Source organism: Photobacterium toruni, from assembly GCF_024529955.1.
GTDB classification, from domain to species: domain Bacteria; phylum Pseudomonadota; class Gammaproteobacteria; order Enterobacterales; family Vibrionaceae; genus Photobacterium; species Photobacterium toruni.
In genome coordinates, this window is the sequence record NZ_AP024854.1 from 2,226,006 (window position 1) to 2,251,890 (window position 25,885).

Consider the following 25,885-nt stretch of genomic DNA (forward strand, 5'->3'; position numbering starts at 1 on the left):
TAAAAAAGTAATGAGGCTTAGTGAGCCGATAATTTAGTCAGAGGCGTTTGAGCTAACGTTGCAGCCGGCACTAAGGTTAACTCACATTCATCAATAATAAAGGGCGTTAATTTAGCGTAAAAATCGACTAATGTTTTTAAAACAGCCTCTTTATGTTTGGCTGGTAATTTACCAGAGGCCCACTCACCCGCGGCATTAAAACGGCCAAAATCATACTCATATTGATAGCCACTATCCGTAGCCGTCATGACTAACCACCAGCCCCAAAATTCACGCAGCTCTGGCTCTTTATCAGCATTGATACAACTGGATAAACAATCAAAAAAGAACTTTTGTGGCTGTGATTTTTTCTCTCGAAGATAAGGACCAATTGCAGTCAATTTAGACATTAAACGTCCATGCGGTGGAAAGCTTGTTGCTATTGTCATTATATTGTCCATCCATAGTCAGTGGTATTGAATATGTAAGTAATACTTACTACCTTTTCATCATCCATAACGTATTTTAAAACACGTTTAGTACAATAATAATTTACTATAGTATGAATAATATTTAACAAAATAACAAACCTTAGATGCCAATTTTGCTAACAATATCATGACAATATATTTAAATAAAAAACGGGAGCGCACCATCGTACACTCCCGTTATTAATAAATAATCTATCGAACCCGATATTTACTTCATTTTATCATCAAGCCATTTAACAACTTCAGTCATCACTCGATGATAACCATCATAAATAGGTTTTGCAGGTAACGTCATCGCTTTACCACCATAACTTGATAGTGCAATTAATTGATTGTCTATCTCAGGGCAAACAGGATCATCTTTCAAACCAATACCTAGCATTGGAATATCAACGCGGCGACGCCCTAAAATACCTTGATTTTTTAAAGACCATGCTGGCAAATGTGATTTGATACTCGCCTCGGCTTGACCATTTTTACCCATTCTAGATGCAAGTACATCTAAATACATTCGAGGAATGTTATCTAACAACTTAGGCTGAGTAAGAAAGCTATTAATCGCACCGCCAATACTGACACAGGTTTTCAAACGTGTCGGCTCCATAAACCCAAGTCGAATCGCCGCATTGCCTCCCATGCGTAACCCTAACATTGCAACATTACGGTTATCAACCCAAGGCACATCACGAATTTGTTGCAATAATGCTTGGTGTAAACGGCTAGTATCTTCGGTTAAGTTCCAACGATCACTGTGACCTACTGATGGCATATCAAGCGTAACCATTGCATATCCAGCCGGGCCTAAATAATCAGCATATAAACGCCAGAGATCACTTTGTAATGTCGCTAAACCACCACTGACAATCACTGTTGGTAACAGCTTATCGGTACGTGGTAAATGAATGAATGCCTCAAAGGTCTTATTTTCATATTTAACATCAATTTTACGCATATCATGTGGGCGTAATTCAATCGCCTCACGATAACTTTGATTAGCTTGTAATTCCGCTTGATCAGCCAACTGATCACCTTTTATATAAGGATATGCGGCAATGCTATAATGAGTGCTAGCTTTAAATAATAGCTCTGATGCCGCTAATTTATCACCATTGTTAACCGCAGTACGGGCTAATTGTTGATAATTAGATGCAAGTTGTGACCATTCATAAGTCCAGTTGCCAGAGCGATAACCAATAACAGTATCTAATAGATGCTCACTTGTACGAGGTGCCGTTGAACCTGCAATCTTTGCTAAAACAGCTTCTTGTTCAATAGGGTCAACACCTTGCCAAATCCATTGTGGACGGCGTAAAACACGATACCAACCAAGCTGACTTTCACCATCAAGTGCATTGTTTACATCACCACTACGAACATGCGCAATCTTAACAATATTCGACGTCTCTTTGCTGGTTTGACGTGGAGCAAATAGCTTTTCTGATAAATTTTGTTTTGATGGTTCCGACACGGCATCCTCCAACGTATATATCTCTTTTCTTAATAGACCTAGATAATATACCTAAACCGTCATCAATAATTAAAAACCAAAAAAAAAGACGCCAACAACGTGACGTCTTCACTAAAACTTAGTTTTCAAGCACGATCATCGCCACAATAGTATTGTATTAATAAACCGGCATTTAAATAAATTAATTACTTTTTAGCAATAGGATCAACGAAAGTCACTGCCATATCCCAAGGCTGTTCAATCCAAGTATCTTGTGGAATGCTAACAACAAAATCATCCACTAAATGTTGGCCAGCAGGCTTCGCACATACCGTTACAAATTTAGCTCGTGGGTACATTTCACGAATCTTTTCAGCAGTACCGCCAGTATCAACCAAGTCGTCAACTACGATAAAGCCTTCACCATCACCTTCAGCTTGCTTGATCACTTTCATGTCACGTTGATGATCATGATCGTAGCTTGCGATACAAACAGTATCAACGTGACGAATGCCTAATTCACGCGCCAAAATAGCCGCAGGCACTAAACCGCCACGGCTAACTGCAATAATACCTGTCCACTGCTCTGCTGGTAGCAACTTTTCTGCTAGCTGGCGTGTGTACATTTGCATGTTATCCCAAGTGATGACGAATTTATTACTCATAGTAAAACAACCTCTGAAACAGCGATTTGAAACCGCATAAATTTATGTAAACGTAAATACATCACGCTTATAAGAAAATAATCTTTGCAAGAAATAACGCTGAAATAACCCATACACTGATGTTTACTTCACGCCCCTTGCCACTCAATGCTTTTACAACTGCAAATGTAATAAAACCAAGACCAATACCTTCTGCAATCGAATAAGTAAGAGGCATTAGCAAACATACAACCACCACAGGAGCCGCTTCTGTTAAATCTCGCCAATCAATCGATACCAAGCCTGACATCATCAAAATAGCAACATAAAATAGCGCACCAGCCGTCGCATATGCAGGAACCATTCCAGCTAACGGTGCAAAAAATAATGCTAATAAGAATAACACGCCAACAGTCACTGCTGTTAGGCCTGTACGACCGCCAACTGCGACACCCGACACACTCTCAACAAAAGATGTCGTATTTGACGTTCCCAATAGTGCACCAATCGAAGTGGCAGTACTGTCAGCTAATAGTGCTCGGTTTAAACGTGGTAATTTACCATCTTCACCAATTAAGTTTGCTTTGGTCGCAACACCGACCAATGTACCCGCGGTATCAAACAAATCGACAAACAAAAAGGCAAACACAATTGAAATTAAGCCGACTTCCATCGCGCCTGAAAAATCAAGCTGCATAAAGGTTGGCGCAATGCTTGGTGGCATAGAAATAATGCCGTTATAATCCACTTCACCAACGATAATACTGATAGTTGTTACAATTAAAATCGCAATGAGTACCGCAGCTTTAAAACCACGTTGAACTAAAGATATCGTTAAGAAAAAGCCCAAAGCTGCCATTATTGCAGGAAAGCTTGTTAAATCACCTGCCGTTACTAATGTTGCCGGGCTTGCAACGACAATGCCTGATGTTTGCAATGCAATAAACGCTAAAAACAGACCAATACCCGCAGAAATACCGATACGTAATGAATGAGGAATTGCGTTGATGATCCACTCACGAACTCGCATAACACTCAATGCAATAAAGCATAAGCCCGATAAGAAAACAGCTGCTAACGCCACTTGCCAAGTATGTCCCATACCTAATACAACGGTATAGGTAAAAAAGGCGTTAAGTCCCATACCAGGGGCTTGTGCTACTGGGTAATTAGCATAAAAACCCATCACAAAACAGCCAATCATTGCCGCTAAACACGTTGCAACAAATACTGCACCTTGATCCATTCCTGTACTGGCTAACATAGTGGGATTTACAAAAATAATATAAGCCATTGTCAGGAAGGTGGTTACACCAGCCATAATTTCAGTACGTACGGTGGTGCCATGTTCAGTGAGTTTAAACAACTTTTCTAGCATGCTTCTCGGTTCCTTAGAGAAATACAATAAAGTAACAAACAACGTCAACAAATAGAAAACGATTGCGCAATCCGTTTCGGCGCTGATTATAATCATGCGATCCCTCAATTTCCAGATTTTATCGTTGAAAAGCGTAAAACAATAACTAACCCTGCAGATACTATTTTAAAAAAATGATATTAGTCTTAATAATCATTATGTTATTAACAATTCATTAATGGCTGTTTTTTGAGCGTTTACTTTTTAAAGGACTCAAGAAGAGTTAATAAAGACCGATAACAACAATAAAAAAGTGAATAGAAGATAAAAGCAGCTAAAAAAAACGCCACTTCAAATCGAAGTGGCGGCAGAATGTTGCGGATAACAGGATAGCATTATCGAGATATTCTTAATTAAGGGGGTAAAAAATTACACTTGTCTCGTTAAAAATAACAAAACAATAAAATCAAATTAGTAACGGTAAGGTGTTGGGTAATGAAAATTACTTGTATATACCGTACGATTATTCCAAAAATGTGTCATTGAAGAAAATATTTTCATGTAAATCACCTTTATCATAAGTACACCAACATAATGTCAGTGGGTTGCCCTCATGGCTCACTTATTCTCGGTTCCTTGGAGGCGATATCTCGGGTTCATCCTGAACGTGTCGTGTTAATTATTGTGCCAACTAAGATGGCTTGATCAAACTATAGCCAAAATGAAATAAATTTACAATGTTTTTTTTAACCAGATCACACTTTTTACCTTTATTACTTGAGATATGGCTATTACTGTAAATTTATTACATTATTATTTGATTATATTTAGACCAGCCACTTTTATGTACTTAAAGCATATTTAATCACATATGATGCATGATCATCAAAATGATACGATATGAGGCTACCAATAAGGTAATCATCGCAGAAATCAGTGCTATAAGATTTTATTATTTGCCCTATCACCCCTAAAGACAGAGTGATATGCTAAAACCAAAGCGATGAAAATATTCGTTATCTATTTGTCATTTTACGGCTAAAACCCTACAAAATGACACTAGCCCAATCTCGTATATAAAAAGGAAGGCTACCGTGTCTGAAATTACTCAACTATCACCAAAAGCTGTTTGGCATTTCTTTGATCAGATTTGTTCAATTCCTCACCCTTCTAAATATGAAGAGCAACTAGCACAGTATATTGTGTCGTTCGCACAAGCTGAAGGGTTGGATGTTCGTCGTGATAATACTGGTAACGTTATTATCAAAAAACCAGCAACTGCAGGCATGGAAAACCGTAAAGGCGTTGTACTTCAAGCACACATTGATATGGTGCCACAAAAAAATGAAGACACCGTACACGACTTTATTCAAGATCCAATTCTGCCATTTATTGATGGCGAGTGGGTAACAGCAACTGGAACAACACTAGGTGCTGATAATGGTATGGGCATGGCAACCTGTCTCGCTATTCTAGCGGCAAAAGATATTGAACATGGCCCATTAGAAGTACTATTAACTATCGATGAAGAAACAGGCATGACAGGCGCTTTTGGCTTGGAAGCAGGCTGGCTTGAGGGTGATATTCTATTGAATACTGACTCTGAGCAAGAAGGCGAAGTTTACATGGGTTGTGCAGGCGGTGTTGATGTTGCGTTGACTGTTGATATTCAACGTGAAGCGGTTCCGGCTGAACATCAAGCGGTAAAATTAATTGTTAAAGGCCTAAAAGGCGGCCACTCAGGCTGTGATATTCATACAGGTCGTGGTAACGCTAATAAATTAATGGCGCGTTTCTTAGTGGGTCATGCTAATGAGCTTGATCTACGTATCAATAATTTCACCGGTGGTAGCTTACGTAATGCCTTACCACGTGAAGCAACGGTAATTGCAACCTTACCTGCTGCAAACATTGATAAACTTAATACATTATTTGCTGAATACCTACAAATCGTTCGTGCAGAGTTAGGTCATGTTGAAACTGACATTACTCTATTTACCGAAACATGTGCTCTGCCTAGCGATATTATGATGTTAGCCGACCAAACACGTTTAATGCATACGTTAAATGTTTGCCCTAACGGTGTTATTCGCATGAGCGATGATATTGAGGGTGTTGTAGAAACATCATTAAACATGGGTGTGATCACGACTGAAGCTAACACCGTAACAATCTTATGCCTAATTCGTTCATTGATCGACTCAGGTCGTAGCTACGTTGAAGGTATGTTGCAATCATTGGCAGCCCTTACTGGCGCACAATGTGAAGCATCTGGCGCATACCCTGGTTGGAAACCCGATGCTGATTCTGAGATCATGCAAGTTTTCCGTGATACCTACCAGCAGATGTACGGTAACAAGCCAAATATTATGGTGATCCACGCAGGTCTTGAGTGTGGTTTATTTAAAGAACCGTACCCAGAAATGGATATGTTATCTTTTGGTCCAACAATTAAATTCCCTCACTCTCCTGATGAAAAAGTAAAAATTGATACCGTACAAATGTTCTGGGATCAAATGCTAGCGATTCTTAAAAATATTCCTGTTAAAAAATAACACGAATAATGAATTAAGCTACTGATTAAAAACGGGCCTTGAGCCCGTTTTTTTATAATATTGCACTCTTTTCATTTTAGATCATGAATAGTCAAAAACTAAATGATAACTGTTGTGCTTTTAATCCTTGCTCTAAACCTACACTTAATCCAATAAGACGAATTTCTCGCCCTTGTTGGCGCGTCAATGCTTCTGTTAACAATGGAATAAATTGCTGTTTATCTAATTGCGGGCAACTATGCTCTACTGTCGTTTGCTGAAAATCAGCAAATTTTAATTTTATTCCTTGCTTAGCAATATTCAGTTGTGGACGTACTTTTTTCAATCGTTGTTCCAGCTCTAAATGTAAGTGCTCAATAACCTGCCAACACTCATCATAACTAGCTATATTTTTATTAAACGTACGTTCAACTCCGACAGATTTACGCTGACGTTCCACAATCACTTCACGCTCATCAATACCATGAGCCCGCAACCATAATGATTGTCCAAACTTACCAAACTGTTGTAATAGCTGCTGCTGTGCATAGTTTTGAACATCCCGACCGACATACAACCCTTGCTGATGCAATTTTTGAATAGTTACTTTCCCCACCCCTGGAATTTTCTCCAGTTTTAGCTCTGCGACAAAGTCATCCACTTGTTCGGGGGTTACTACATATTGACCATTGGGCTTATTTAAATCAGACGCTACTTTTGCAATAAATTTAACCGGAGCAACGCCAGCAGACGCCGTTAGCTGCAACTCTTGTTCTATAGCTTGTCGAATATGTTGTGCAATCAAGGTTGCAGAGCCATGCAACATCTCACAATCACTAACATCTAAATAAGCTTCATCTAACGACAATGGTTCAATTTTATCGGTATAGCGGGCAAAGATAGCGCGTATTTGCTGAGAGACTTGGCGATAAATATCCATTCGACCGCGAACTAAGGTTAAATGCGGACACAATTTCATTGCTTGTGCTGTCGGCATTGCAGAATGAATACCATATTTACGGGCCAAATAATTACATGTACTGACCACACCACGTTGCTCAGAACGACCACCAATAGCGATTGGAATATCACGTAAAGCAGGATTATCTCGCATTTCAACAGCCGCATAAAAGCAATCCATATCAACATGGATAATTTTTCTAGTCATAAAAGTACAGTTTGTAGGAGCGAGAAGTTTGAGACAATCGAGATATTAGTCTAGTGCGATTTATAAGCACTTGGCAATTATACTCAATTGGAAAATACTGTATAGATTAACAGTATTAAAACTTGCAGACAATGCCTTAAATTAAGAGGTTGGAGGGCCATCATTATTAGTCTCAAGTATATATCTCAGCACATAAATCAAACCACACCACAACGTTTCGGAGCACTTCTGAGTTTGCCCAGCGTAAGCCTCACCAACTCAGAAAGGTGAAGTGGTCAACTAACAATGCTACATTTTAAATGTTTAGCTTATTACCTGGATGAGAGGCACAAATGGCAAAGATTACTCGAGTTGGCGTCGATTTAAAGACGTTTACCATAAAAAATCCCCCAATAATTGGTTATCCAACTACTGGGGGTCACTTCACTTATAATTTAGAGCTATTATCGTTACTCTACTAGAGAAGTAGTAACACTCTCTATATGTTGATTAAATTTAAACGGAGCTTGATAATTACGACTAACAGCACCACCTTCATCTTCACCGATGCCGACACCATCATCCAGTGAGTACAGGCGGCTATTAGTATGCGGGATTAGCTTTTTAATCTCTAATTTACCATTAACGTATAGGTAAGCATTACCCCCTTTGCCTTGTCCAGCGATGTTACCTTTACCACCAAGACCATTTTCATCATAACGGAATTTAACAACAATTTTATTATCACCCGTTTTTAACTTCGAGCCACTCAACTTGGTATACTCGTAAGTTAGCCAGTTGTACTCAAAAGTCGGAACATCATCTTTAACGTAAAGAGTCCAACCACCGAAGTTACCACCCTGTGCAATAATAACGCCATTAGTATCTGATGTATCATCTATAGAGACTTTAGCGACAATATCAAATGACTTATTCTTAATATTTAAGAATGAGTTTTCAGGGATCCCTCTAGCACCTTCGTATAAAGTTAAAGACTTCTTACCGAACAGTGCATCAGGACGACCAGCAATCTCAGCATTCATACGCTCGAGTGTTCGGTCATCAATTGGATATACGTGATTAATTTCCGCCTCTTTATCAAATCGTTTTTTCATTTCCTCAAGTTTCTTTGGATTTGATTTAGCTAAATCAGTAGAAAGAGACCAGTCTTTACGAGTATCAAACAATTCCCATTTATCTTCTTGCAAAGTTGAGAACTTCTTCGAATCTTCCCATAAAGGGAAATGAACAACACGAGCAAACCAACCATCATGATATACCGCGCGGTTACCGCCAAGTTCAAAATATTGAGTGCGATCTTGCGTTTTTGCTACTGGTGTTGTGAATGTTTTTGCGAAACTAATACCCGCAATAGGTGTTTGCTTCACCCCATCAACAACTTTTGGTTGTGGGAGTTTGGTTACATCAAGAATAGTCGGAGTAATATCAATAACATGAGACCATTGAGAGCGGATATTATCTTTACCTTGCTTAATACCATTAGGCCAACTAATAACCATTCCATTACGTGTGCCGCCGTAATCAGAAGCCATACCTTTCATCCATACAAACGGAGTATCGCCAGCAATTGACCAACCAGCAGCATAGTGACCAAAGCTATCAGGACCGCCCAGCTTATCAATATTATCTAATACATATTGAAAGTCTTCTTCTACGCCGTTGTAGAAAGCAAGAGAATTCAAACTACCGAAGCGGTTACCTTCACCACTAGCACCATTATCACCAACAATGTAGAAGATTAAGGTATTGTCAAATTCACCATTTTTCTTCAGAGTATCAATAACACGGCCAATTTCATGATCTGTATGAGCTAGAAAACCGGCATAAACTTCCATTTGGCGTTCAAATACTCGTTTTTCATCTTTTGAAAGCGAATCCCAGCGAGGTACTTGTTTAGGCATTGGCGGTAAGATGGTGTCTTTGGGGATAATACCTTCTGCCTTTTGTCTTTCAAACGTCTCCTGGCGAAGTTTATCCCAGCCCATTGAAAATTTGCCTTCAAATTTGTCAATCCATTCTTTTGGAGCTTGATGAGGAGCATGCGCTGCACCTGGTGCATAGTAAGTAAAGAATGGTTTATTCGCATTATAACTATGTTGTAAGTTCAACCACTGGATAGTTTGGTCAGTCATGTCGGTAGTGAAATGATAGTTTTCCTTCCGTGGCGTTTTAATTCGTGTATTACCATCGATTAATACAGGCTGAAACTGGTCAGTTTCTCCACCAAAGAATCCATAAAATTTATCGAAACCAACTTGATTTGGCCATAAGCTTTGGTTCGCAGCTGGGCCTGTTTCCCATGGTGGAATTTCATGGTTTTTGCCAAACATAGCAGTGCTATAACCGTTGTACTTTAGAATCTTTGGCAGTGCGGCAATATCATTGGGTCTCGCTCCAGTATTACCCGGGAATGCTGTCGATGTCTCAGCAATGGAACCCATGTTATTTTGGTGATGGTTGCGACCTGTTAATAATGCTGTTCGAGTGGCAGAACTTACACCCGTTGTATGAAATTGATTATAAATTAAACCTTGCTCAGCTAACGCGTCTAACGTTGGCATATCAACTGCACCACCAAACAATGATGCTTGACTAAAACCAACATCATCTAACAAGATAACCAGAACGTTGGGTGCATCATCGGGAGCAGCTACTCTGGGAACTATTTTGGGACGCTTAACATCGCGTACATCAAATTGATCATACGTTAGAGGCTTTATATCAGCTACAGGAAGTTTCGTTCTATCAATAGCTTGTGCCGATGTTAAACAAGGCACAAGCAAACCACTGATTGCGAGTGTAGTTTTTAAGGTGTCCATATTATTAATTACCTTTTGTTTGAGGGGTAAGGATTAGAGGGCCATCCAAAGCTTGCATGATATAGCTTGCAGGGTAACCATTCGCTAACAGTGACGTCATTGCGTGTAAGTACTTTTCAATTTGTTGAAAGAAATATAAATATCCTTCGCAGAGAACATTTTCATATTCAAAATTAGAAGTTAGATAACGATGTTTAGGACAACCACCATTACATATTCTTAAATAGCGACATTGTTTACAGCGATTCGAAAGACGAGATTGTTTACTGAAATCAAACTTACTTGAATTTTCTGCTAATTGTTGCAAAGTGTCTGTCGTGATATTACCGAGATGAGACTCTGGATAAGTGACATGATCACAGAAGTAAACATCACCATTTGACTCTATTGAATAAGATGAACCACATTCTTTGGCGTGAATACAGTTTGGTGATTCATTTCCAATGTATTGTGTTAAAGCTTGCTCAAAGTTTGAGATATAGACCTTACCAACATCGTGTTTAATCCATAATTTAAATATATCAACAAGGAAATGACCATAATCTTTAGCATTAACAGACCAAGGCATTGACTGGCGAACATCAGTGTTACTGGATGTTGTCAAAATGATATTGCTAGCAAAATGTTGTCCTCTATACAGCTCTTGTTCTGAAGGTAAAAATTCAATGATAGGGGAGAATTGAAGGTGTTTTACTTTGTGTTTTTTGAAGAAAGTGTAAATATCTTCTGCATGCTGACAATATTCTTGTGTTACACATGCCAAAACATTGTAGTCAACATTCATTTTTTGCAGAAGTTTTAATGCGTTAAGGCTTTCGTTAAAAACACTTTTTCCTTGTTTTGTACGGTAAGCAGCTTGCAAAAATTCAGGACCATCAAAGCTTAATCCAATTAAAAAATTGTTTTCTTTAAATAATCGACACCATTCTTTATCAAGTCTAGAGCCATTTGTTTGTAGTGTGTTTTTTATAACCTTATTACCAGCATATTTTTTTTGTAGTTCTATGGCTTTATTGAAAAAATTTAACCCCGCTAATAGAGGCTCACCACCATGCCAAGCAAATTCGATAATTGGTGTTTCTTGGTTTGATATATAGTTTTTAATGTAACTTTCTAAAACGTCTAAGTTCATCACTTTTTTTGAGTTTAGTAGTAAATCTTTTTCAAGATAAAAACAGTATTTACAATCGTAATTGCATTTCGCTCCAACAACTTTTACTGTCGTGTGTATACCTGTCATGAACTTCACCATCTACATTTAATTGTGATTTGCTTTAGTTTCTAAATTGGTTGTAACGTTGAAAATACAAAATCATCATGTCATTTTGTATCGTAGGTTATTATTTTATTAACTTACTGATTAGCTTTAAGATGTTATCACGGAAGAATTATTAAAGGCCCGAGTTCAACCCCAAAGTGCGACACTCGTCAATATCAAGCAACCAATACCATTTCTTTAAAGACAATTGCTGGTTGCTTAAAGTCTAAACACTTTTTCGAACGATTATTTAGTGCTGAATTTAAGCTTGAAGCAGCACAATTAGTTCTAGAACAAAATTACTCCGTAACAGAAGCTGCACAAGCAATGTAACGCGGGTAAATCTACGATGGATAAGTGGGTTCGACAGCTTAAAGAGGAGCGCCAAGGAAAAGCTCCTAAAGCATCACCAATGACGCCAGAACAAATTGAAATACCAGAATTAAAAAAGAAATTAGCGACACTTGATGTCAGACTCATTGAACAATTCTCATTAATCGAGAAACTCAAGAAGAGCCACAGCATAACAACGTTATGCAAAGAATTAGGTGTTCATCGAAGTAGTTCTAAATATTGGCAGAGACTGCCAAAGTCTATCTCTATTGAATTGATTAAACTTCGGTTTTTAATCAAAGAGGTACATGCAGCTAGCAAGAGTTCAGCTGGGACTAGAAGTATTGCCGGTATGGTTACTGCTCAAGGCATCCCCTTGAGCTGATATCGCGCATCTAAGCTAATGAAAGGTCTTAATCTTGTTAGCTGTCAATCACCGAAACATCGATACCGTAAAGCTCTTCTGATGGCTTATGAATCACGACATAAACCTACAGAGGTTATGTTCCACAGCGATCAAGGTAGTCATTATACAAGTCGCTACTATCGACAATTATTATGGCGATAACAGATTAAACAAAGTTTATCTCGACGGGAAAATTGTTGGAATAACGCACCAATGGAACGTTTCTTTAGAAGTTTAAAAATAGAATGGGTTCCAAATGTTGGCTATCGTAGTTTTGCTGAAGCAAAACACGAAATCACTCGATATATTATTGGCCATTATAGCCAATTAAGGCCTCACCAATATAATGGTGGATTAACCCCTAATAAATCTGAACGATTATATTGGTTAACCTCTAAAACTATGGCCAATATTTGTTGACCACTACAGTCACAGTAAATACTCATCACACTAATTTGAACGTAAATTACGCATATAAAAAACCCAGGCATGACAAGATCTTTGTCGTACCTGGGTTTAAAGTAAGTAATGACTTACATAAAGTGATTAAATAATCTGGTTTTTCTTCCATTCAGCCTGACGAGCTGCACGTGCTTCACGCTTTTTACGTGCATCACATGGCTCAGGACAATCACATTCTTTCGCGATACCAATCCCATCTAAGCCGCCACAACTACCACTAACAGACTTACGCTGAAAAATATAACCTACTGCCATTGCAATAATAACCAGTAGAAAAACAGCAAATGTTACTAAATAAATTGCCATGAAAGCCTCTATTATTTTTTATCTACGTATTGCTCAAAGGTCTTTGATTTGTATTCAACAAAACCATCTTTGGTTTTTACAATCAACATGACGGGAATATTTTCTTGGTTTGCAAGCGTAATTGATTCATCCTCTCCCATGACAGAGAAGGTTGTCGCATAAGCATCAGCAGTCATGCATGATGGCGCAATAACAGTGACTGACACTACATGATTATCAATAGGACGACCCGTTTTAGGATTAATCAGATGCGAGTAACGGACGCCATTCTCATCAAAGTAATTACGGTAATCACCCGATGTTGCAATCGCCATATCACCTGCTTGAAGAATTTCCTGTACTGCGCGCTCATTCTCTACTGGTTTTTCAACCGCAATACGCCACAAAACATTGGCTTGATTTTTACCTTGTAAACGCAACTCACCACCGATATCAACCATAAAGTTTTTAACATGTAAGTCATCTTTTAGATAATCAGCAACCACATCAACCCCATAACCTTTGGCGATTGAAGATAAATCGACATAAAGTTTCGCTTCATCTTTTACTAATTTATTGCCGGCTAATACTTGTAGATGCTGGTAACCCACCTCTGAAAGACGAGTCGTTACCTCTTTATCTGTAGGAATCGACTCTGGACGTGCTTCAGGACCAAAGCTCCATAAATTAACCACAGGCCCAACGGTTACATCATAAGCGCCATTGCTGACTTTAGATATACGCAAAGCTTCGTTGATCACTTTCGCCGTCGCTGCAGAGACAGGAAAAGGTTCATTCGCTGGCGCTTTGTTAAATAAACTCAATTCAGATTGTGGACGATAAGTCGACATTTGATCGTTGACCAATTCTAAGCGACGATCGATCTCTTGTTGGATCACTTTCGCTGTAGGCAAACCATCTTGATTTATTATTTTAATTGAATAATAGGTTCCCATTGTCGAGCCATTAATAGTGATTTGCTGACGTTGATCACTACAGCCAGCAAGGGCTAACAATGCTGTCACTACAACTACAGCCCGTATGAGGAACATTTTCATTCAACTACTCCAATGAAATAAAGGTAATTTTTACTCTAGGGACCATAGTTAGTCATCACTAACAGATAATAACCACAATAAAAATAACATTACTATTCATTACTAATGAAAAAGGCTGGCCATAATAGGCCAGCCTTCTTTCAAGGCGAAGGGCTAGTGATTAGCCACCGAAATCATCCAATAGAATGTTTTCATCTTCAACACCAAGATCTTTTAGCATGCTGATAACAGCTGCGTTCATCATTGGTGGACCACACATGTAGTACTCACAATCTTCAGGTGCTTCATGATCACGTAAGTAGTTTTCATAAAGAACGTTGTGAATAAAGCCAGTGTAGCCATCCCAGTTATCTTCAGGCTGTGGATCTGATAATGCACAATGCCATACAAAGTTAGGGTTCTCAGCAGCTAGGGCATCAAAATCTTCTTCATAGAACATTTCACGCTTAGAACGTGCGCCGTACCAGTAAGACATCTTACGCTTAGAGTGTAGACGCTTAAGTTGGTCAAAGATATGTGAACGCATAGGCGCCATACCTGCACCACCACCTACGAATACCATTTCATTATCGGTATCTTTCGCGAAGAACTCACCGAAAGGACCAGAAATAGTACACTTGTCACCTTCTTTAAGTGACCAGATGAATGATGACATTTGACCAGGAGCAACGTCTGGATTATTAGGCGGCGGCGTAGCAATACGCACGTTTAGCAAAATAATACCGAACTCTTCTGGGTAGTTAGCCATTGAGTAAGCACGGATGATATCTTCATCAACCTTAGACTCGTAGCGGAACAAGTTAAACTTATCCCAGTCGCCACGGTACTCTTCTGGTACATCAAAGTCTGAGTATTTAATGTGATGAGCAGGTGCTTCAATCTGAATGTAACCACCAGCACGGAAAGGTACTGTTTCGCCATCTGGAATTTGAAGCTTAAGCTCTTTGATGAAGGTTGCTTTGTTATCGTTAGAGATAACTGAACATTCCCACTTCTTCACACCAAAAATTTCTTCAGGAAGCTCGATTTCCATGTCAGATTTAACGTTAACCTGACACGCTAGACGTTCGCCTTCACGTGCTTCACCTTTAGAAATGTGATCAAGTTCTGTTGGTAGAATATCACCACCGCCAGATTTGATTTTTACACGACACTGACCACAAGAGCCACCGCCACCACATGCTGATGATACAAAAATACCGTTAGCAGAAAGTGCATTTAGCAGTTTACCGCCCGCACCGGTGGTGATCGCTTTTTCTGGATCGCCGTTTACTGAGATAGTAATGTCACCTGATGGTACTAGCTTAGATTTAGCGAATAGAATCACTAAAACTAGAGCCAGGATAATCAAGGTAAACATGCCTACGCCAAGAATAATATCCATTGACTATTCCTTCCTTATCCTGATTACAGCTGTACGCCAGAGAAAGACATAAAGCCTAACGCCATAAGACCAACAGTGATGAAGGTAATACCTAAACCACGTAGACCCGCAGGTACATCTGAGTATTTCATCTTCTCACGGATACCCGCAAGCGCAACAATTGCCAACATCCAACCAACACCAGAGCCGAAGCCGTAGACGATTGATTCTGTGAAGTTGTAATCACGTTGCACCATGAAAGATACGCCACCGAAGATTGCACAGTTAACTGTGATCAACGGTAAGAAAATACCTAGTGCGTTATATAGCGGTGGGAAGAAACGATCAAGAACCATTTCAAGGATCTGAACCAATGCCGCGATCACACCAATGAACGTAATAAAGTTCAAGAAAGAAAGATCAACACCTGGGAAAATCGCACCATCTTTAAGTACATAGTTGTACACAAGATTATTTAACGGTACAGATAATGTAAGTACTACGATTACCGCAACACCCAGACCAAAAGAGGTCTTAACTTTCTTAGACACCGCTAGGAAAGTACACATACCCAAGAAGAAAGATAATGCCATGTTCTCGATAAAGATCGAGCGAATCAATAGGCTAATATAATGTTCCATATTCCTCTTACTCCTTCGCTTCTATTTGTTCTGGACGGAAAGTACGAATAATCCAGATCATGAAACCAATTAGGAAGAACGCAGAAGGAGCCAACAGCATTAGACCGTTCGGGTGATACCAACCGCCATCAGAAGCCAGTGGCAATACCTGCATACCAAATAACTTACCTGAGCCTAAAAGCTCACGGAAGAAAGCTACAGTAATAAGTACAAAACCGTAACCTAAACCGTTACCGATACCATCAATAAATGCGGGTACTGGTGCAGATTTCATTGCGTATGCTTCCGCACGACCCATTACGATACAGTTAGTAATGATCAAACCAACGAATACAGACAGCTGCTTTGATACATCGTAAAGGTATGCACGTAATACTTCGTCAACCACGATTACTAATGATGCAATAATCGCCATTTGCGCAATAATACGTACGCTGTTTGGAATTTGATTACGAACTAATGATACAAAAAAGTTCGAAAATGCAGTTACCAATGTTACTGCAATTGTCATTACAAACGCAGTTTCTAACTTAGTAGTTACCGCTAACGCTGAACAAACACCAAGAATTTGTAATGCAATTGGGTTATTGCTGATAAAAGGTCCAAATAGGATCTTTTTCATTTCTTTAGTATCAGCCATTATTCAGATCTCCTGCACGTAACTTAGCAAGGTAAGGACCAAAGCCCTGAGCACCGAACCAGAAATCGAAGGTATGCTGTACGCCATTACTTGTTAACGTTGCGCCAGAAAGACCATCAACACCGTGCTCGCTACCAGCTGGAGCGCCACCTTTAACAATTTTAATTGCAGGCTTGAAGTTCATATCATATAACTTCTTACCAACAAACTGCTCACGCCATGTTGGGTTTTCAACTTCAGCACCCAATCCAGGAGTTTCCGCCTGATCATAGTAAGTGATACCGTCAATAGTATTACCATCTGTCGCAACAGCAACAAATGCGTACATCATTGACCATAGACCGTTACCATGAATAGGTAGAATTACTTTTGTAGTCTGACCTGCTGCATCTTTTACAAGATATACCGTTGCAACGTTTGCACGACGAATGATCTTCGCAAAATCTTCATTTGCTGGAAGCGAAATAGATTCAGCTGGATTTTTCGCAGCACTACGTTGGTTGTATTGCGCCGCATTTTGACCATCAACTTCAGCAACATAATTACCCGTATCAATGTTTACAAGCTTAGGCTCGATAAACTGGTTGTACGTTTGCTTAATGTTAGTGTCTTTATTTAATAGACCTGCAACAGCAAGAATATTACGTTGTACGTCTAGTACTGCGTTTTCTTGTTGCTTTGGACGTAGAACAACTGCTGCTGTAGATACGATGATTGAACACACAAGGCTCAATACTACAACAAAAATCAGCGTTCTTGAGAAGCTATCCTTATTACTTGCCATGACGAGCCAGTCTCCGTTTGATGTTGCCTTGAACAACTAGGTTGTCAAATAGAGGTGCAAATAGGTTAGCAAATAGAATCGCTAGCATCATGCCTTCTGGGTATGCAGGGTTAACTACACGTACCATTACAGCCATTGCACCTATCAGTGCGCCGTACCACCATTTTGCTTTATTGGTGAACGCAGCCGACACTGGATCTGTCGCCATAAACATCATACCAAACGCAAAACCACCTAGAACTAGGTGCCATTGCCAAGGCATGTTAAACATTGGGTTAGTATCAGAACCAATGATATTAAATAGCGTTGCAACAACGATCATACCGATCATTGTACCAGCGATAATACGCCATGAAGCAATGCCCATAACAACAATGAACACACCACCGATTAAGATAGCAAGTGTTGATACTTCACCAATTGAACCTGGAAGATGACCAACGAAAGCGTCCATCCAAGTGATTGATTGACCAGTAATAGTGTTAACTACGTCTGCTTGACCACCTTGAGACCACTGACTTAGCGGTGTCGCGCCAGAGAAACCATCCGCCGCATTCCATACTAGGTCGCCAGAAATCTGACCTGGGTATGCGAAGAATAGGAAAGCACGACCAGCAAGTGCTGGGTTAAGGAAGTTACGACCGGTACCACCAAAAATTTCTTTTGCGACAACAACACCAAAGGTAATACCTAAAGCTGCTTGCCAAAGTGGTAGTGTTGGCGGAACGATCAATGCAAAAAGAATAGAAGTTACAAAGAAACCTTCGTTAACTTCATGCTTACGTACCATACAGAACAACACTTCCCAGAAACCACCAACCGCAAAGACAACTGCGTAGATAGGTAGGAAGTAAGTTGCACCTAGTAGCATCTTGCTACCCCAACCAGCAGATGCTGATAGAGTACCGCCTAGCATCTGGGTAAACCAGTAATGCCAGTCAGCAGCAATAATTGCTGTTAATTTGTCAGCTGTGTATAAGTGGTTAAGACCAGCAATAGCTTGATCACCAACATTATACATACCCCAGAACATCGCAGGGAATACAGCAAACCATACCATGATCATGATACGTTTAAGATCGATGCTATCACGAACATGCGCAGATGAACGCGTCACTTGTCCTGGCGTATACATAAGAGTGGCAAACGCTTCATACAACGCAAACCAACGCTCATGCTTACCACCTGGTTCAAAGTGGTGCTCGATGCCTTCGAGGAAATTCTTGAAACCCATGAATTACCCTTCCTTCTCAATTTTGTCCAAACACTCACGCATCATTGGACCAAACTCATATTTACCAGGACACACGAACGTACATAGTGCTAGATCTTCTTCATCCAGTTCTAGTAAGCCCAGTTGTTGTGCACTGTCAATATCACCTGCACAAATGTCGCGCAGTAATAATGTTGGTTCAATATCAAGTGGCATTACTTTTTCGTAATTACCGATTGGCACCATGGCACGTTCACTACCGTTAGTCGTTGTTGTCATGTTGAACAACTGACCTGGGAAGAACTGGCTCATGAAGGCACGAGTAACAGAAAACTTGTTTTTACCTGGAACGATCCAGCCTAAGAATTCTTTCTCATAGCCTTCACGTAATGCAGAAACTTGTAAGTGGTAACGACCAAGGTATCCATGAACACCTTCAGCTTTAACACCATTAAGTACTGAACCAGATAGTACACGCAGTTGACCAGGCATCATTTCTGAATCAGTTAGTTCAGAAATAGAAGCACCGATTTGTGTGCGTACTAAACGTGGATTCGTAACCACAGGACCCGCAAGAGCTACTACACGACCAGTGAAAATTTCACCAGTAAGGAACAATTTACCAAACGCAATTACGTCTTGGTAATTAATATTCCATGCAATATTCTTAACGTCTGCACCGAACAACATATGAATATGTGTACCGGCTAAACCTGCAGGATGTGGACCATTGAATACATGTTCTTCAACGTTCGCTTCAGCTGAACGAGGTAGGCTTGCACCTGATTTACACACGTAAACTTTGCCGCTAGTCAAACGAGAAAGCACAGTTAAACCAGCAATGAACGCTTCACTTTGCTCATTGATGATAACTTCTGGGTTCGCCGCTAATGGATTAGTATCCATTGCAGTAACAAAAATCGCTTTCGATTCTGAACCAACAGCAGGTACTTTACTGAACGGGCGCGTACGAAGCGCTGTCCACATGCCTGACTCAACTAACTGATCAACCACAACTGCACGACTTAACTGTGCTAATTGTGCTGCTTCATATTTATTAAACGTAATTTGCTCATCACCTTCCACATCAATAACAACTGATTGTAGAACGCGCTTAGCACCACGATTAACTTCTATTACCTTGCCACTAGCTGGCGCAGTGAATTTAACGCCCGGATTCTTTTTATCTTCAAAAAGAACCTGACCTTTCTTCACTACATCCCCTACGCGAGTATGCATTGTAGGACGCATACCAACATATTCTTCGCCAAGCAAGGCGACTTTAGAAATGGCATTGCCATCGTGTATCGCCTGGGTTGGAGTCCCTGAAATTGGGATATCCAAACCCTTTTTTATTGTAATCATACGCACTTGCACTACATTAAAGGGAAAAAAGAATTTTCATATTGCGTAATAAAGATACTACGTTCCTTGGCCTGATACCGATGAACAGGCAGTGACAGCAATCACTGAACGACTCCGTATCGCAACATCCAGTTAACTATCTCGCTACAAACACTACTGCGCGAGTAATTTTTCAGCCCGCGATTCTACCATTAATTAACTCGTTTTTTCTATGGTAATCCACTCGATTACGAGTGAAAACCACGCAACAAATAAGACGCAATAGGTTTATTAACTAATAAATATGATCAACTGCACATTTACGGGATTTTTTTACATAAATATGAAATTTAAAATATGACAAAATATTTAACAATATTGCAAAAAATATCACTCATTAGCACATCACATCAACATAAATACATTTTTATCATCAAGCGTGTGATGGTTATTACTATTTTTACCATATCATTAACATTTAATGGGTAATCAGAATAAACAACAATCAACAGTGTGACTTATTGAATATGTCATAAAAAACCGTTTGGTTAACGATCTTATAATTCTGACTTCTTTATTATTTATCTAATGTTGACCCCCATGGCATTTAGGTGATGTTGGTACATTAAGTTGTTGTTGCCATTCTGATTTTGTATAAGTATGAATAGCAAGCGCATGAATATAATTAGCCAATTCATCCGCTAAACACTGATTTACGGCTCGATGACGAGCAATAAGACGTTGGCCTTCAAACTGATCACTTACAACTATAACTTTGAAATGACTTTCAGAACCATCAGGTACATTGTGCATATAACTTTCATTAATAACATCAATATATAGCGGAGAGAACGTGTGATTTAACTTTGTTTCAATTTGGGGCTGGATCATAATATCCTCAACTAAAAAGCATTTTATTACCACTAATCATAATAATTACTCATTATTATGATATTAACTTGATAGATTTCCTTTCAAGCTTTTCACTGTTCTGCGAAAATGCTCTACTATTTCTTCGTCAACATACTCGAAAGTTATTCTTAATGAAACCAGAGCTAACCTTGCATCAACGTACTTTAACGCTAACCCGTTTTCCAGTACGCAAAAATGAAACCCTGCAAGCATGGGATGCCGCAGATGAATATTTGATCAACCATTGTCATACAATGGCGCTTGATCCTCAACGACCAATATTAATCCTTAATGATAATTTTGGAGCATTAAGTTGTTGGTTTGCAAATCAAGCCCCTGTAACAACGGTGACAGATTCCTTTATTACTCAGCAAGCCATTATTAATAACCTAAGTGTAAATAATTTACCGACAGTCACTATTATTGACTGTTTAGCTGATTTACCCACTGAACCACAATTAGTACTAATTAAACAACCGAAAAATAATCGTCTTTTAAGTTGGCAATTACAACAACTTTGCCAAGTATTACCTCAAGACTGTGTGGTTATTACAGCGGGAAAAGTAAAAGAAATTCATTCTTCAACCTTAAAGTTATTTGAAAAATATTTGGGTACAACAAAAACATCATTAGCGGTAAAAAAAGCACGACTCATTTTTACTACCGTCAATAAGTTATTAACAGCGCCAATGCCACAGCCAACAAGCTGGGCTGTGCCTGAGCATAATTTAACAATAACTAATTATGCTAATGTATTCTCAAGTGATAGCTTGGATATAGGTGGTCGATTCTTATTAGAGTTTATTCCATCAAAATCACAGTATAAGGACATTATTGATCTTGGATGCGGTAATGGTGTGATTGGAATTAAAGCCGCTCGATTAAACCCACATGCCAATGTTACCTGTGTTGATGAAAGCTTTATGGCTGTAGCTTCTTGTCGTGAGAACGCGCAGTTAAACCTGCCAACAACAAAAAAATTTAATGTAATAGCATCAAACTGCCTTGATAACATTGATAATCAAAGTGCAGATTTAGTGTTATGTAATCCACCATTTCATCAAAACAACACCATCACCGATCATATCGCTTGGCAAATGTTCTGTGATGCTCAACGAGTATTACGTCAACATGGAGAGTTAATTATCATTGGTAATCGCCAACTCAAATACCATGAAAAATTAAGCCGTATTTTCGCGAAAGTCGACACCATTGGTAGTAATGATAAATTTGTTGTATTACGTGCAATAAAATAAACCAACATTTATTGTCGTTTAAATTGATAGTTAAACGGCAATAATTATCCACTTTTACTGACAAGCAAAGGGAATGCTTTATGATCAAAAAATATTTTGTCCTAGTATCAACACTGCTATTAAGTGCATGTGCTGCTACACCACCAGCCCCTCTTGCATTAATGCCAACCGCTGTCTTTACGCCACAGCCATGGGCACACAACAAGACCCTCAACCTCAGCTGTATTGACAAAGCACCCAATAGTTATATCGCGGTAATAGATAATGGCAGTACTGAAAATGTGCAGGTTATTCAGCCTCAACAACCGATATCATTAACATTACATCACGTATTAGCACAGCAACTTGCAGGGCAAGGGTTTAGGATTAATAACCATGCAACTTCAATCATGGCAGTTACCATTGAAAAAGCACTAGTCACAATAAAACAGGGACTCGTGAAATATAACATGCACAGTGAACTGCAATTGCAACTAAGCGTAAAAACACCGAATGGCCAGTTTATTAAACGTTACTCAGGCAATTCAAGTCGTGAAGATGCACTAACGGCATCGAATAAAGATATTGCAACAAGCATGAATAAACTCATCAATTCTATACTCAATGAAATCGCTAATGATAGTGAATTAAATAAATACCTTACGGAGAATATATAATGTCACGTTTTTTATTCGCTTTATGCTTATTGGTAGCATTACCAGTTAGTGCCGCTACAAAAGTACTTGTTACGACTAATCTAGGTAATTTTACTGTTGAGCTAAATGAAGCTAAAGCACCCATTACAACCAAAAACTTTTTACGTTACGTTGATGATGGTAGCTATGTTGGTACTATTTTCCATCGTGTAATTCCGGGATTTATGGCTCAAGGTGGCGGTTTTGATCAAGCATTAAAACAACGCCCTAGCTACCCACCGATCAAAAACGAAGCTGATAATGGCTTACCAAATAATATTGCAACCATTGCGATGGCACGCACTCAAAATCCAAATTCAGCCACTCGTCAGTTTTATATCAACCTCGCAAATAATGATTTCTTAAATACCCAAGGCAACCGCACAGGCTATGCTGTATTTGGTAAGGTAATAAAAGGTTTTCCTGTTGTTGAAAAAATGGCAACCATACCGACAACATCTAATCCACAAACCGGTATGAGTGATATTCCACAACAACCGATTATTATTGAAGCTATGAAAGTTATTAAATAATGTGATTACGTCACCTGTTTATGTGCGTAATCACTCACGTAACAGGTGACGTCTATGTTGACTCTTGCTTATAATCGCCCCGCTATACCAGCACAAGAACAAAGCTTACAGCAGTTTATTGCTGATAACGCGCCTGTTCTCGCTTTTAATGCGATTGCCGCCAGTCACGGTAATATTACTTATGTGCAACTACAAAATTTGTTTAATCATCAATTAGCACAATGGTGGGTTCTCCCTCATGATAATCCCCAATCTGCCAATCAATATGAAGCCAGTTATTGGGCCTTAATACAGACATTAAATGGTATTAGTGATTATCAATTAATGGGAGACAGCTTTATTCAGCACAAAGTCGCAACCCTTAGCTGTTATTTACTCAATATCGGTCCCTGCCCCCAAATAGCCATGACAAATCGACCTTAGTATTAATAATTTATCTAAATTACCTATAAGACAGAATTAAACCGTAAAATATTTGTCTGAAAATCATCAAGTCAATGCGTAAGAAACTGAGAGCTGATAAGCTTTCAATTCACAATCGAAATTTTAAAAATTCAATACCCTCGCGACGAGTATTGTTACCCTGATTTCCAGAGGAATATATGGATAAAGCGGCACCTCAACAAAATACTCAGGGCTGGCGAGTATACGCTAACCCTAAAGCCTTGATCATGTTAGCCCTTGGATTCTCATCAGGATTACCGATCTTATTGGTCTTTGGTACGCTGTCTTTTTGGCTTCGTGAAGCTGATGTAAGTAAAACAAGTATTGGTTTTTTTAGCTGGGTCGCTTTAGCTTATGGTTTTAAATGGGCTTGGTCGCCATTAGTCGATCGTTTTCCATTACCTGTTTTTTCTCGTCTCTTTGGTCGTCGTCGCGGTTGGATGCTATTTTCACAAATTATAATTATATTATCATTGTGTGGCATGGCATTAAGTAACCCTCAAACAGACTTATTTCAATTTGCTATTTTTGCCATTCTGGTCGCTTTTGCCTCTGCAACTCAAGATATTGTTATTGATGCTTTTCGTATTGAACTGGCAACGGAGCGCATGCAAGCGGCATTATCAGCAACCTATTTAGCCGGTTATCGCTTAGCAATGATCATGGCAGGTGCTGGTGCATTAGCTTTTGCTGCTTGGTTCGGCTCAGATACCGGTTATGATCCAAGTGGCTGGCAAAGTGCCTACTTTATCATGGCGGCAATGATGCTTATTGGCGTTATTACTACTTTTATTGTCAAAGAACCCACCATTGATAATAGTGCAATAAATAAAATAGAAACCGATTATAAACTGGAACTTATCAATAAAGGCTACAGTAAGCATCATGCCAATTTAAGTGCTTGGTTTTACACTGCTGTTATTATGCCATTTCGAGATTTCTTTCAGCGTTATGGAAAAAATGCACTCTTAATTCTATTGTTAATCAGCTGCTATCGTATTTCCGATATCGTGATGGGCGTCATGTCGAATGTGTTTTATGTTGATATGGGATTTACTAAAAACGAAGTAGCATCAATTTCAAAAGTTTTTGGTGTCGCAATGACTATTGCGGGTGCAGGGCTAGGCGGTATTTTAGTCAGTAAATTTGGCACGCTTAAAATACTCGCCCTCGGTGCACTATTATCAGCGATCACGAACTTATTATTTATTATCTTTAGCTACGTCGGTAATAACCTTGAAATGCTAACCGTGGTTATTTCAGCAGATAATCTAGGTGCAGGTATAGCAACCGCTGCATTTATTACTTTTATGTCAAGCTTAACCAATGTCGCCTTCTCAGCGACTCAATATGCGTTATTTAGCTCAATAATGGTGTTATTTCCTAAATTTATAGCGGGTTTCTCCGGCGTTTATGTTGATCACTTTGGCTATAATGTATTTTTCTTAACCACAGCTTTAATGGGTATTCCCGTATTAATATTAATTCGAATATTAGCTAATAATTCGGCCCTTAATATTACCGCGGCATCCACCCGTCAGCCTTAAAAGCTATCAATAAAATAACCATATTAAAGGAAGTTAATATTAATTAAGTTAACTTCCTTTTCTTATGTCTAAAAGCAAAAAAATCAAAAAGCCGTTAGTCTATTAAGTTTAGATAAAGTTCACTTGAATCATTCTTCAATGGATCAATATCACATTTTTAACTAATGTAATCGATTACAATAGATCGTGATCACAAATAGAAAAGGATTGCGCAAACGTTTCATTCCCAAACGTGCAATAAAGCACTAGAATCACCGCCAACAAAACGGGCGGCCAAATCCCACCATCTATCT

The 25,885-nt window shown here is 39.1% G+C and carries 22 protein-coding genes and 1 pseudogene; 7 read left to right on the forward strand and 16 right to left on the reverse strand.

Translation table 11 applies throughout. The features are described from left to right. Positions 1-17: 17 nt before the first annotated feature. The 4 genes from crl to OC457_RS10585 form a co-directional block, all read right to left on the reverse strand. On the reverse strand, positions 18-428 hold the full coding sequence (gene crl / locus OC457_RS10570) for a sigma factor-binding protein Crl (protein ID WP_080172813.1): 411 nt from the start codon (positions 426-428) through the stop codon (positions 18-20). 250 nt (positions 429-678) lie between these two features. Next, entirely contained in the window at positions 679-1,938 is a 1,260-nt protein-coding gene (gene frsA, locus OC457_RS10575; protein WP_080172812.1) for an esterase FrsA, read from the reverse strand. A 185-nt stretch (positions 1,939-2,123) separates the two neighbouring features. Then, positions 2,124-2,582, reverse strand: coding sequence for a xanthine phosphoribosyltransferase (gene gpt / locus OC457_RS10580; protein WP_080172810.1), 459 nt, complete (start codon positions 2,580-2,582; stop codon positions 2,124-2,126). A 67-nt stretch (positions 2,583-2,649) separates the two neighbouring features. Then, complete coding sequence (locus OC457_RS10585; RefSeq protein ID WP_080172808.1) at positions 2,650-3,939, reverse strand: NCS2 family permease; 1,290 nt, start codon at positions 3,937-3,939, stop codon at positions 2,650-2,652. A gap of 1,073 nt (positions 3,940-5,012) precedes the next feature. Between OC457_RS10585 and OC457_RS10590 the strand changes: the two genes are divergently transcribed. Then, a complete protein-coding gene (locus OC457_RS10590) occupies positions 5,013-6,473 on the forward strand; it encodes an aminoacyl-histidine dipeptidase (protein ID WP_080172806.1) in 1,461 nt (486 codons plus the stop codon). 91 nt (positions 6,474-6,564) lie between these two features. Here OC457_RS10590 and dinB read toward each other — a convergent pair whose 3' ends face one another. The 3 genes from dinB to OC457_RS10605 all read right to left on the reverse strand — a co-directional run bounded on the left by dinB (position 6,565) and on the right by OC457_RS10605 (position 11,679). Further along, entirely contained in the window at positions 6,565-7,620 is a 1,056-nt protein-coding gene (gene dinB, locus OC457_RS10595; RefSeq protein WP_080172797.1) for a DNA polymerase IV, read from the reverse strand. A 449-nt stretch (positions 7,621-8,069) separates the two neighbouring features. Then, positions 8,070-10,439, reverse strand: coding sequence for an arylsulfatase (locus OC457_RS10600; protein WP_080172795.1), 2,370 nt, complete (start codon positions 10,437-10,439; stop codon positions 8,070-8,072). A gap of 4 nt (positions 10,440-10,443) precedes the next feature. Further along, the gene (locus tag OC457_RS10605; RefSeq protein ID WP_080172794.1) at positions 10,444-11,679 is read right to left on the reverse strand and encodes an anaerobic sulfatase maturase; all 1,236 of its coding nucleotides are present in this window, start codon (positions 11,677-11,679) and stop codon (positions 10,444-10,446) included. A 210-nt stretch (positions 11,680-11,889) separates the two neighbouring features. Between OC457_RS10605 and OC457_RS10610 the strand changes: the two are divergent. After that, positions 11,890-12,856 (forward strand): annotated as a pseudogene (locus OC457_RS10610) (transposase). Between the two features lie 126 nt (positions 12,857-12,982). Here the strand turns inward: OC457_RS10610 and nqrM are convergent. The 9 genes from nqrM to bolA all read right to left on the reverse strand — a co-directional run bounded on the left by nqrM (position 12,983) and on the right by bolA (position 21,117). Next, entirely contained in the window at positions 12,983-13,204 is a 222-nt protein-coding gene (gene nqrM / locus OC457_RS10615; RefSeq protein WP_036795773.1) for a (Na+)-NQR maturation NqrM, read from the reverse strand. 11 nt (positions 13,205-13,215) lie between these two features. Then, positions 13,216-14,241 (reverse strand): FAD:protein FMN transferase, encoded by a 1,026-nt coding sequence (locus tag OC457_RS10620; protein WP_080172792.1) that lies wholly within the window; start codon positions 14,239-14,241, stop codon positions 13,216-13,218. Positions 14,242-14,401: 160 nt separating this feature from the next. Continuing rightward, complete coding sequence (nqrF, locus tag OC457_RS10625; protein ID WP_080172791.1) at positions 14,402-15,625, reverse strand: NADH:ubiquinone reductase (Na(+)-transporting) subunit F; 1,224 nt, start codon at positions 15,623-15,625, stop codon at positions 14,402-14,404. Between the two features lie 23 nt (positions 15,626-15,648). After that, positions 15,649-16,245 carry an NADH:ubiquinone reductase (Na(+)-transporting) subunit E gene (gene nqrE, locus OC457_RS10630; RefSeq protein WP_060999503.1) on the reverse strand — a complete coding sequence of 199 codons (597 nt, stop codon included), beginning with the start codon at positions 16,243-16,245 and terminating at the stop codon, positions 15,649-15,651. A 7-nt stretch (positions 16,246-16,252) separates the two neighbouring features. Continuing rightward, positions 16,253-16,885 (reverse strand): NADH:ubiquinone reductase (Na(+)-transporting) subunit D, encoded by a 633-nt coding sequence (locus OC457_RS10635; protein ID WP_036795778.1) that lies wholly within the window; start codon positions 16,883-16,885, stop codon positions 16,253-16,255. Further along, entirely contained in the window at positions 16,878-17,669 is a 792-nt protein-coding gene (locus OC457_RS10640; RefSeq protein WP_080172789.1) for a Na(+)-translocating NADH-quinone reductase subunit C, read from the reverse strand. Before OC457_RS10640 ends, OC457_RS10635 begins: the two co-directional genes overlap by 8 nt. Next, positions 17,659-18,903 carry an NADH:ubiquinone reductase (Na(+)-transporting) subunit B gene (locus OC457_RS10645; RefSeq protein ID WP_080172788.1) on the reverse strand — a complete coding sequence of 415 codons (1,245 nt, stop codon included), beginning with the start codon at positions 18,901-18,903 and terminating at the stop codon, positions 17,659-17,661. Before OC457_RS10645 ends, OC457_RS10640 begins: the two co-directional genes overlap by 11 nt. Positions 18,904-18,906: 3 nt before the next feature. Further along, positions 18,907-20,247, reverse strand: coding sequence for a Na(+)-translocating NADH-quinone reductase subunit A (locus OC457_RS10650; RefSeq protein WP_080173310.1), 1,341 nt, complete (start codon positions 20,245-20,247; stop codon positions 18,907-18,909). A 564-nt stretch (positions 20,248-20,811) separates the two neighbouring features. Next, positions 20,812-21,117, reverse strand: a complete 306-nt coding sequence (bolA, locus tag OC457_RS10655) for a transcriptional regulator BolA (protein ID WP_080172786.1) — start codon at positions 21,115-21,117, stop codon at positions 20,812-20,814. A gap of 152 nt (positions 21,118-21,269) precedes the next feature. Here bolA and OC457_RS10660 point away from each other — a divergent pair, with 152 nt between their 5' ends. From OC457_RS10660 to OC457_RS10680, 5 genes are all read left to right on the forward strand, one after another. After that, positions 21,270-22,394 carry a methyltransferase gene (locus OC457_RS10660; protein ID WP_080172785.1) on the forward strand — a complete coding sequence of 375 codons (1,125 nt, stop codon included), beginning with the start codon at positions 21,270-21,272 and terminating at the stop codon, positions 22,392-22,394. An 80-nt stretch (positions 22,395-22,474) separates the two neighbouring features. Then, positions 22,475-23,050, forward strand: coding sequence for a YajG family lipoprotein (locus tag OC457_RS10665; protein WP_080172783.1), 576 nt, complete (start codon positions 22,475-22,477; stop codon positions 23,048-23,050). Next, a complete protein-coding gene (locus tag OC457_RS10670; RefSeq protein ID WP_080172781.1) occupies positions 23,050-23,601 on the forward strand; it encodes a peptidylprolyl isomerase in 552 nt (183 codons plus the stop codon). The genes OC457_RS10665 and OC457_RS10670 overlap by 1 nt, the downstream gene beginning before the upstream one ends. Before the next feature lie 54 nt (positions 23,602-23,655). Continuing rightward, positions 23,656-24,024 carry a hypothetical protein gene (locus OC457_RS10675; protein WP_080172780.1) on the forward strand — a complete coding sequence of 123 codons (369 nt, stop codon included), beginning with the start codon at positions 23,656-23,658 and terminating at the stop codon, positions 24,022-24,024. Between the two features lie 179 nt (positions 24,025-24,203). Next, positions 24,204-25,592 (forward strand): AmpG family muropeptide MFS transporter, encoded by a 1,389-nt coding sequence (locus tag OC457_RS10680; RefSeq protein WP_080172778.1) that lies wholly within the window; start codon positions 24,204-24,206, stop codon positions 25,590-25,592. Positions 25,593-25,885 lie beyond the last annotated feature (293 nt).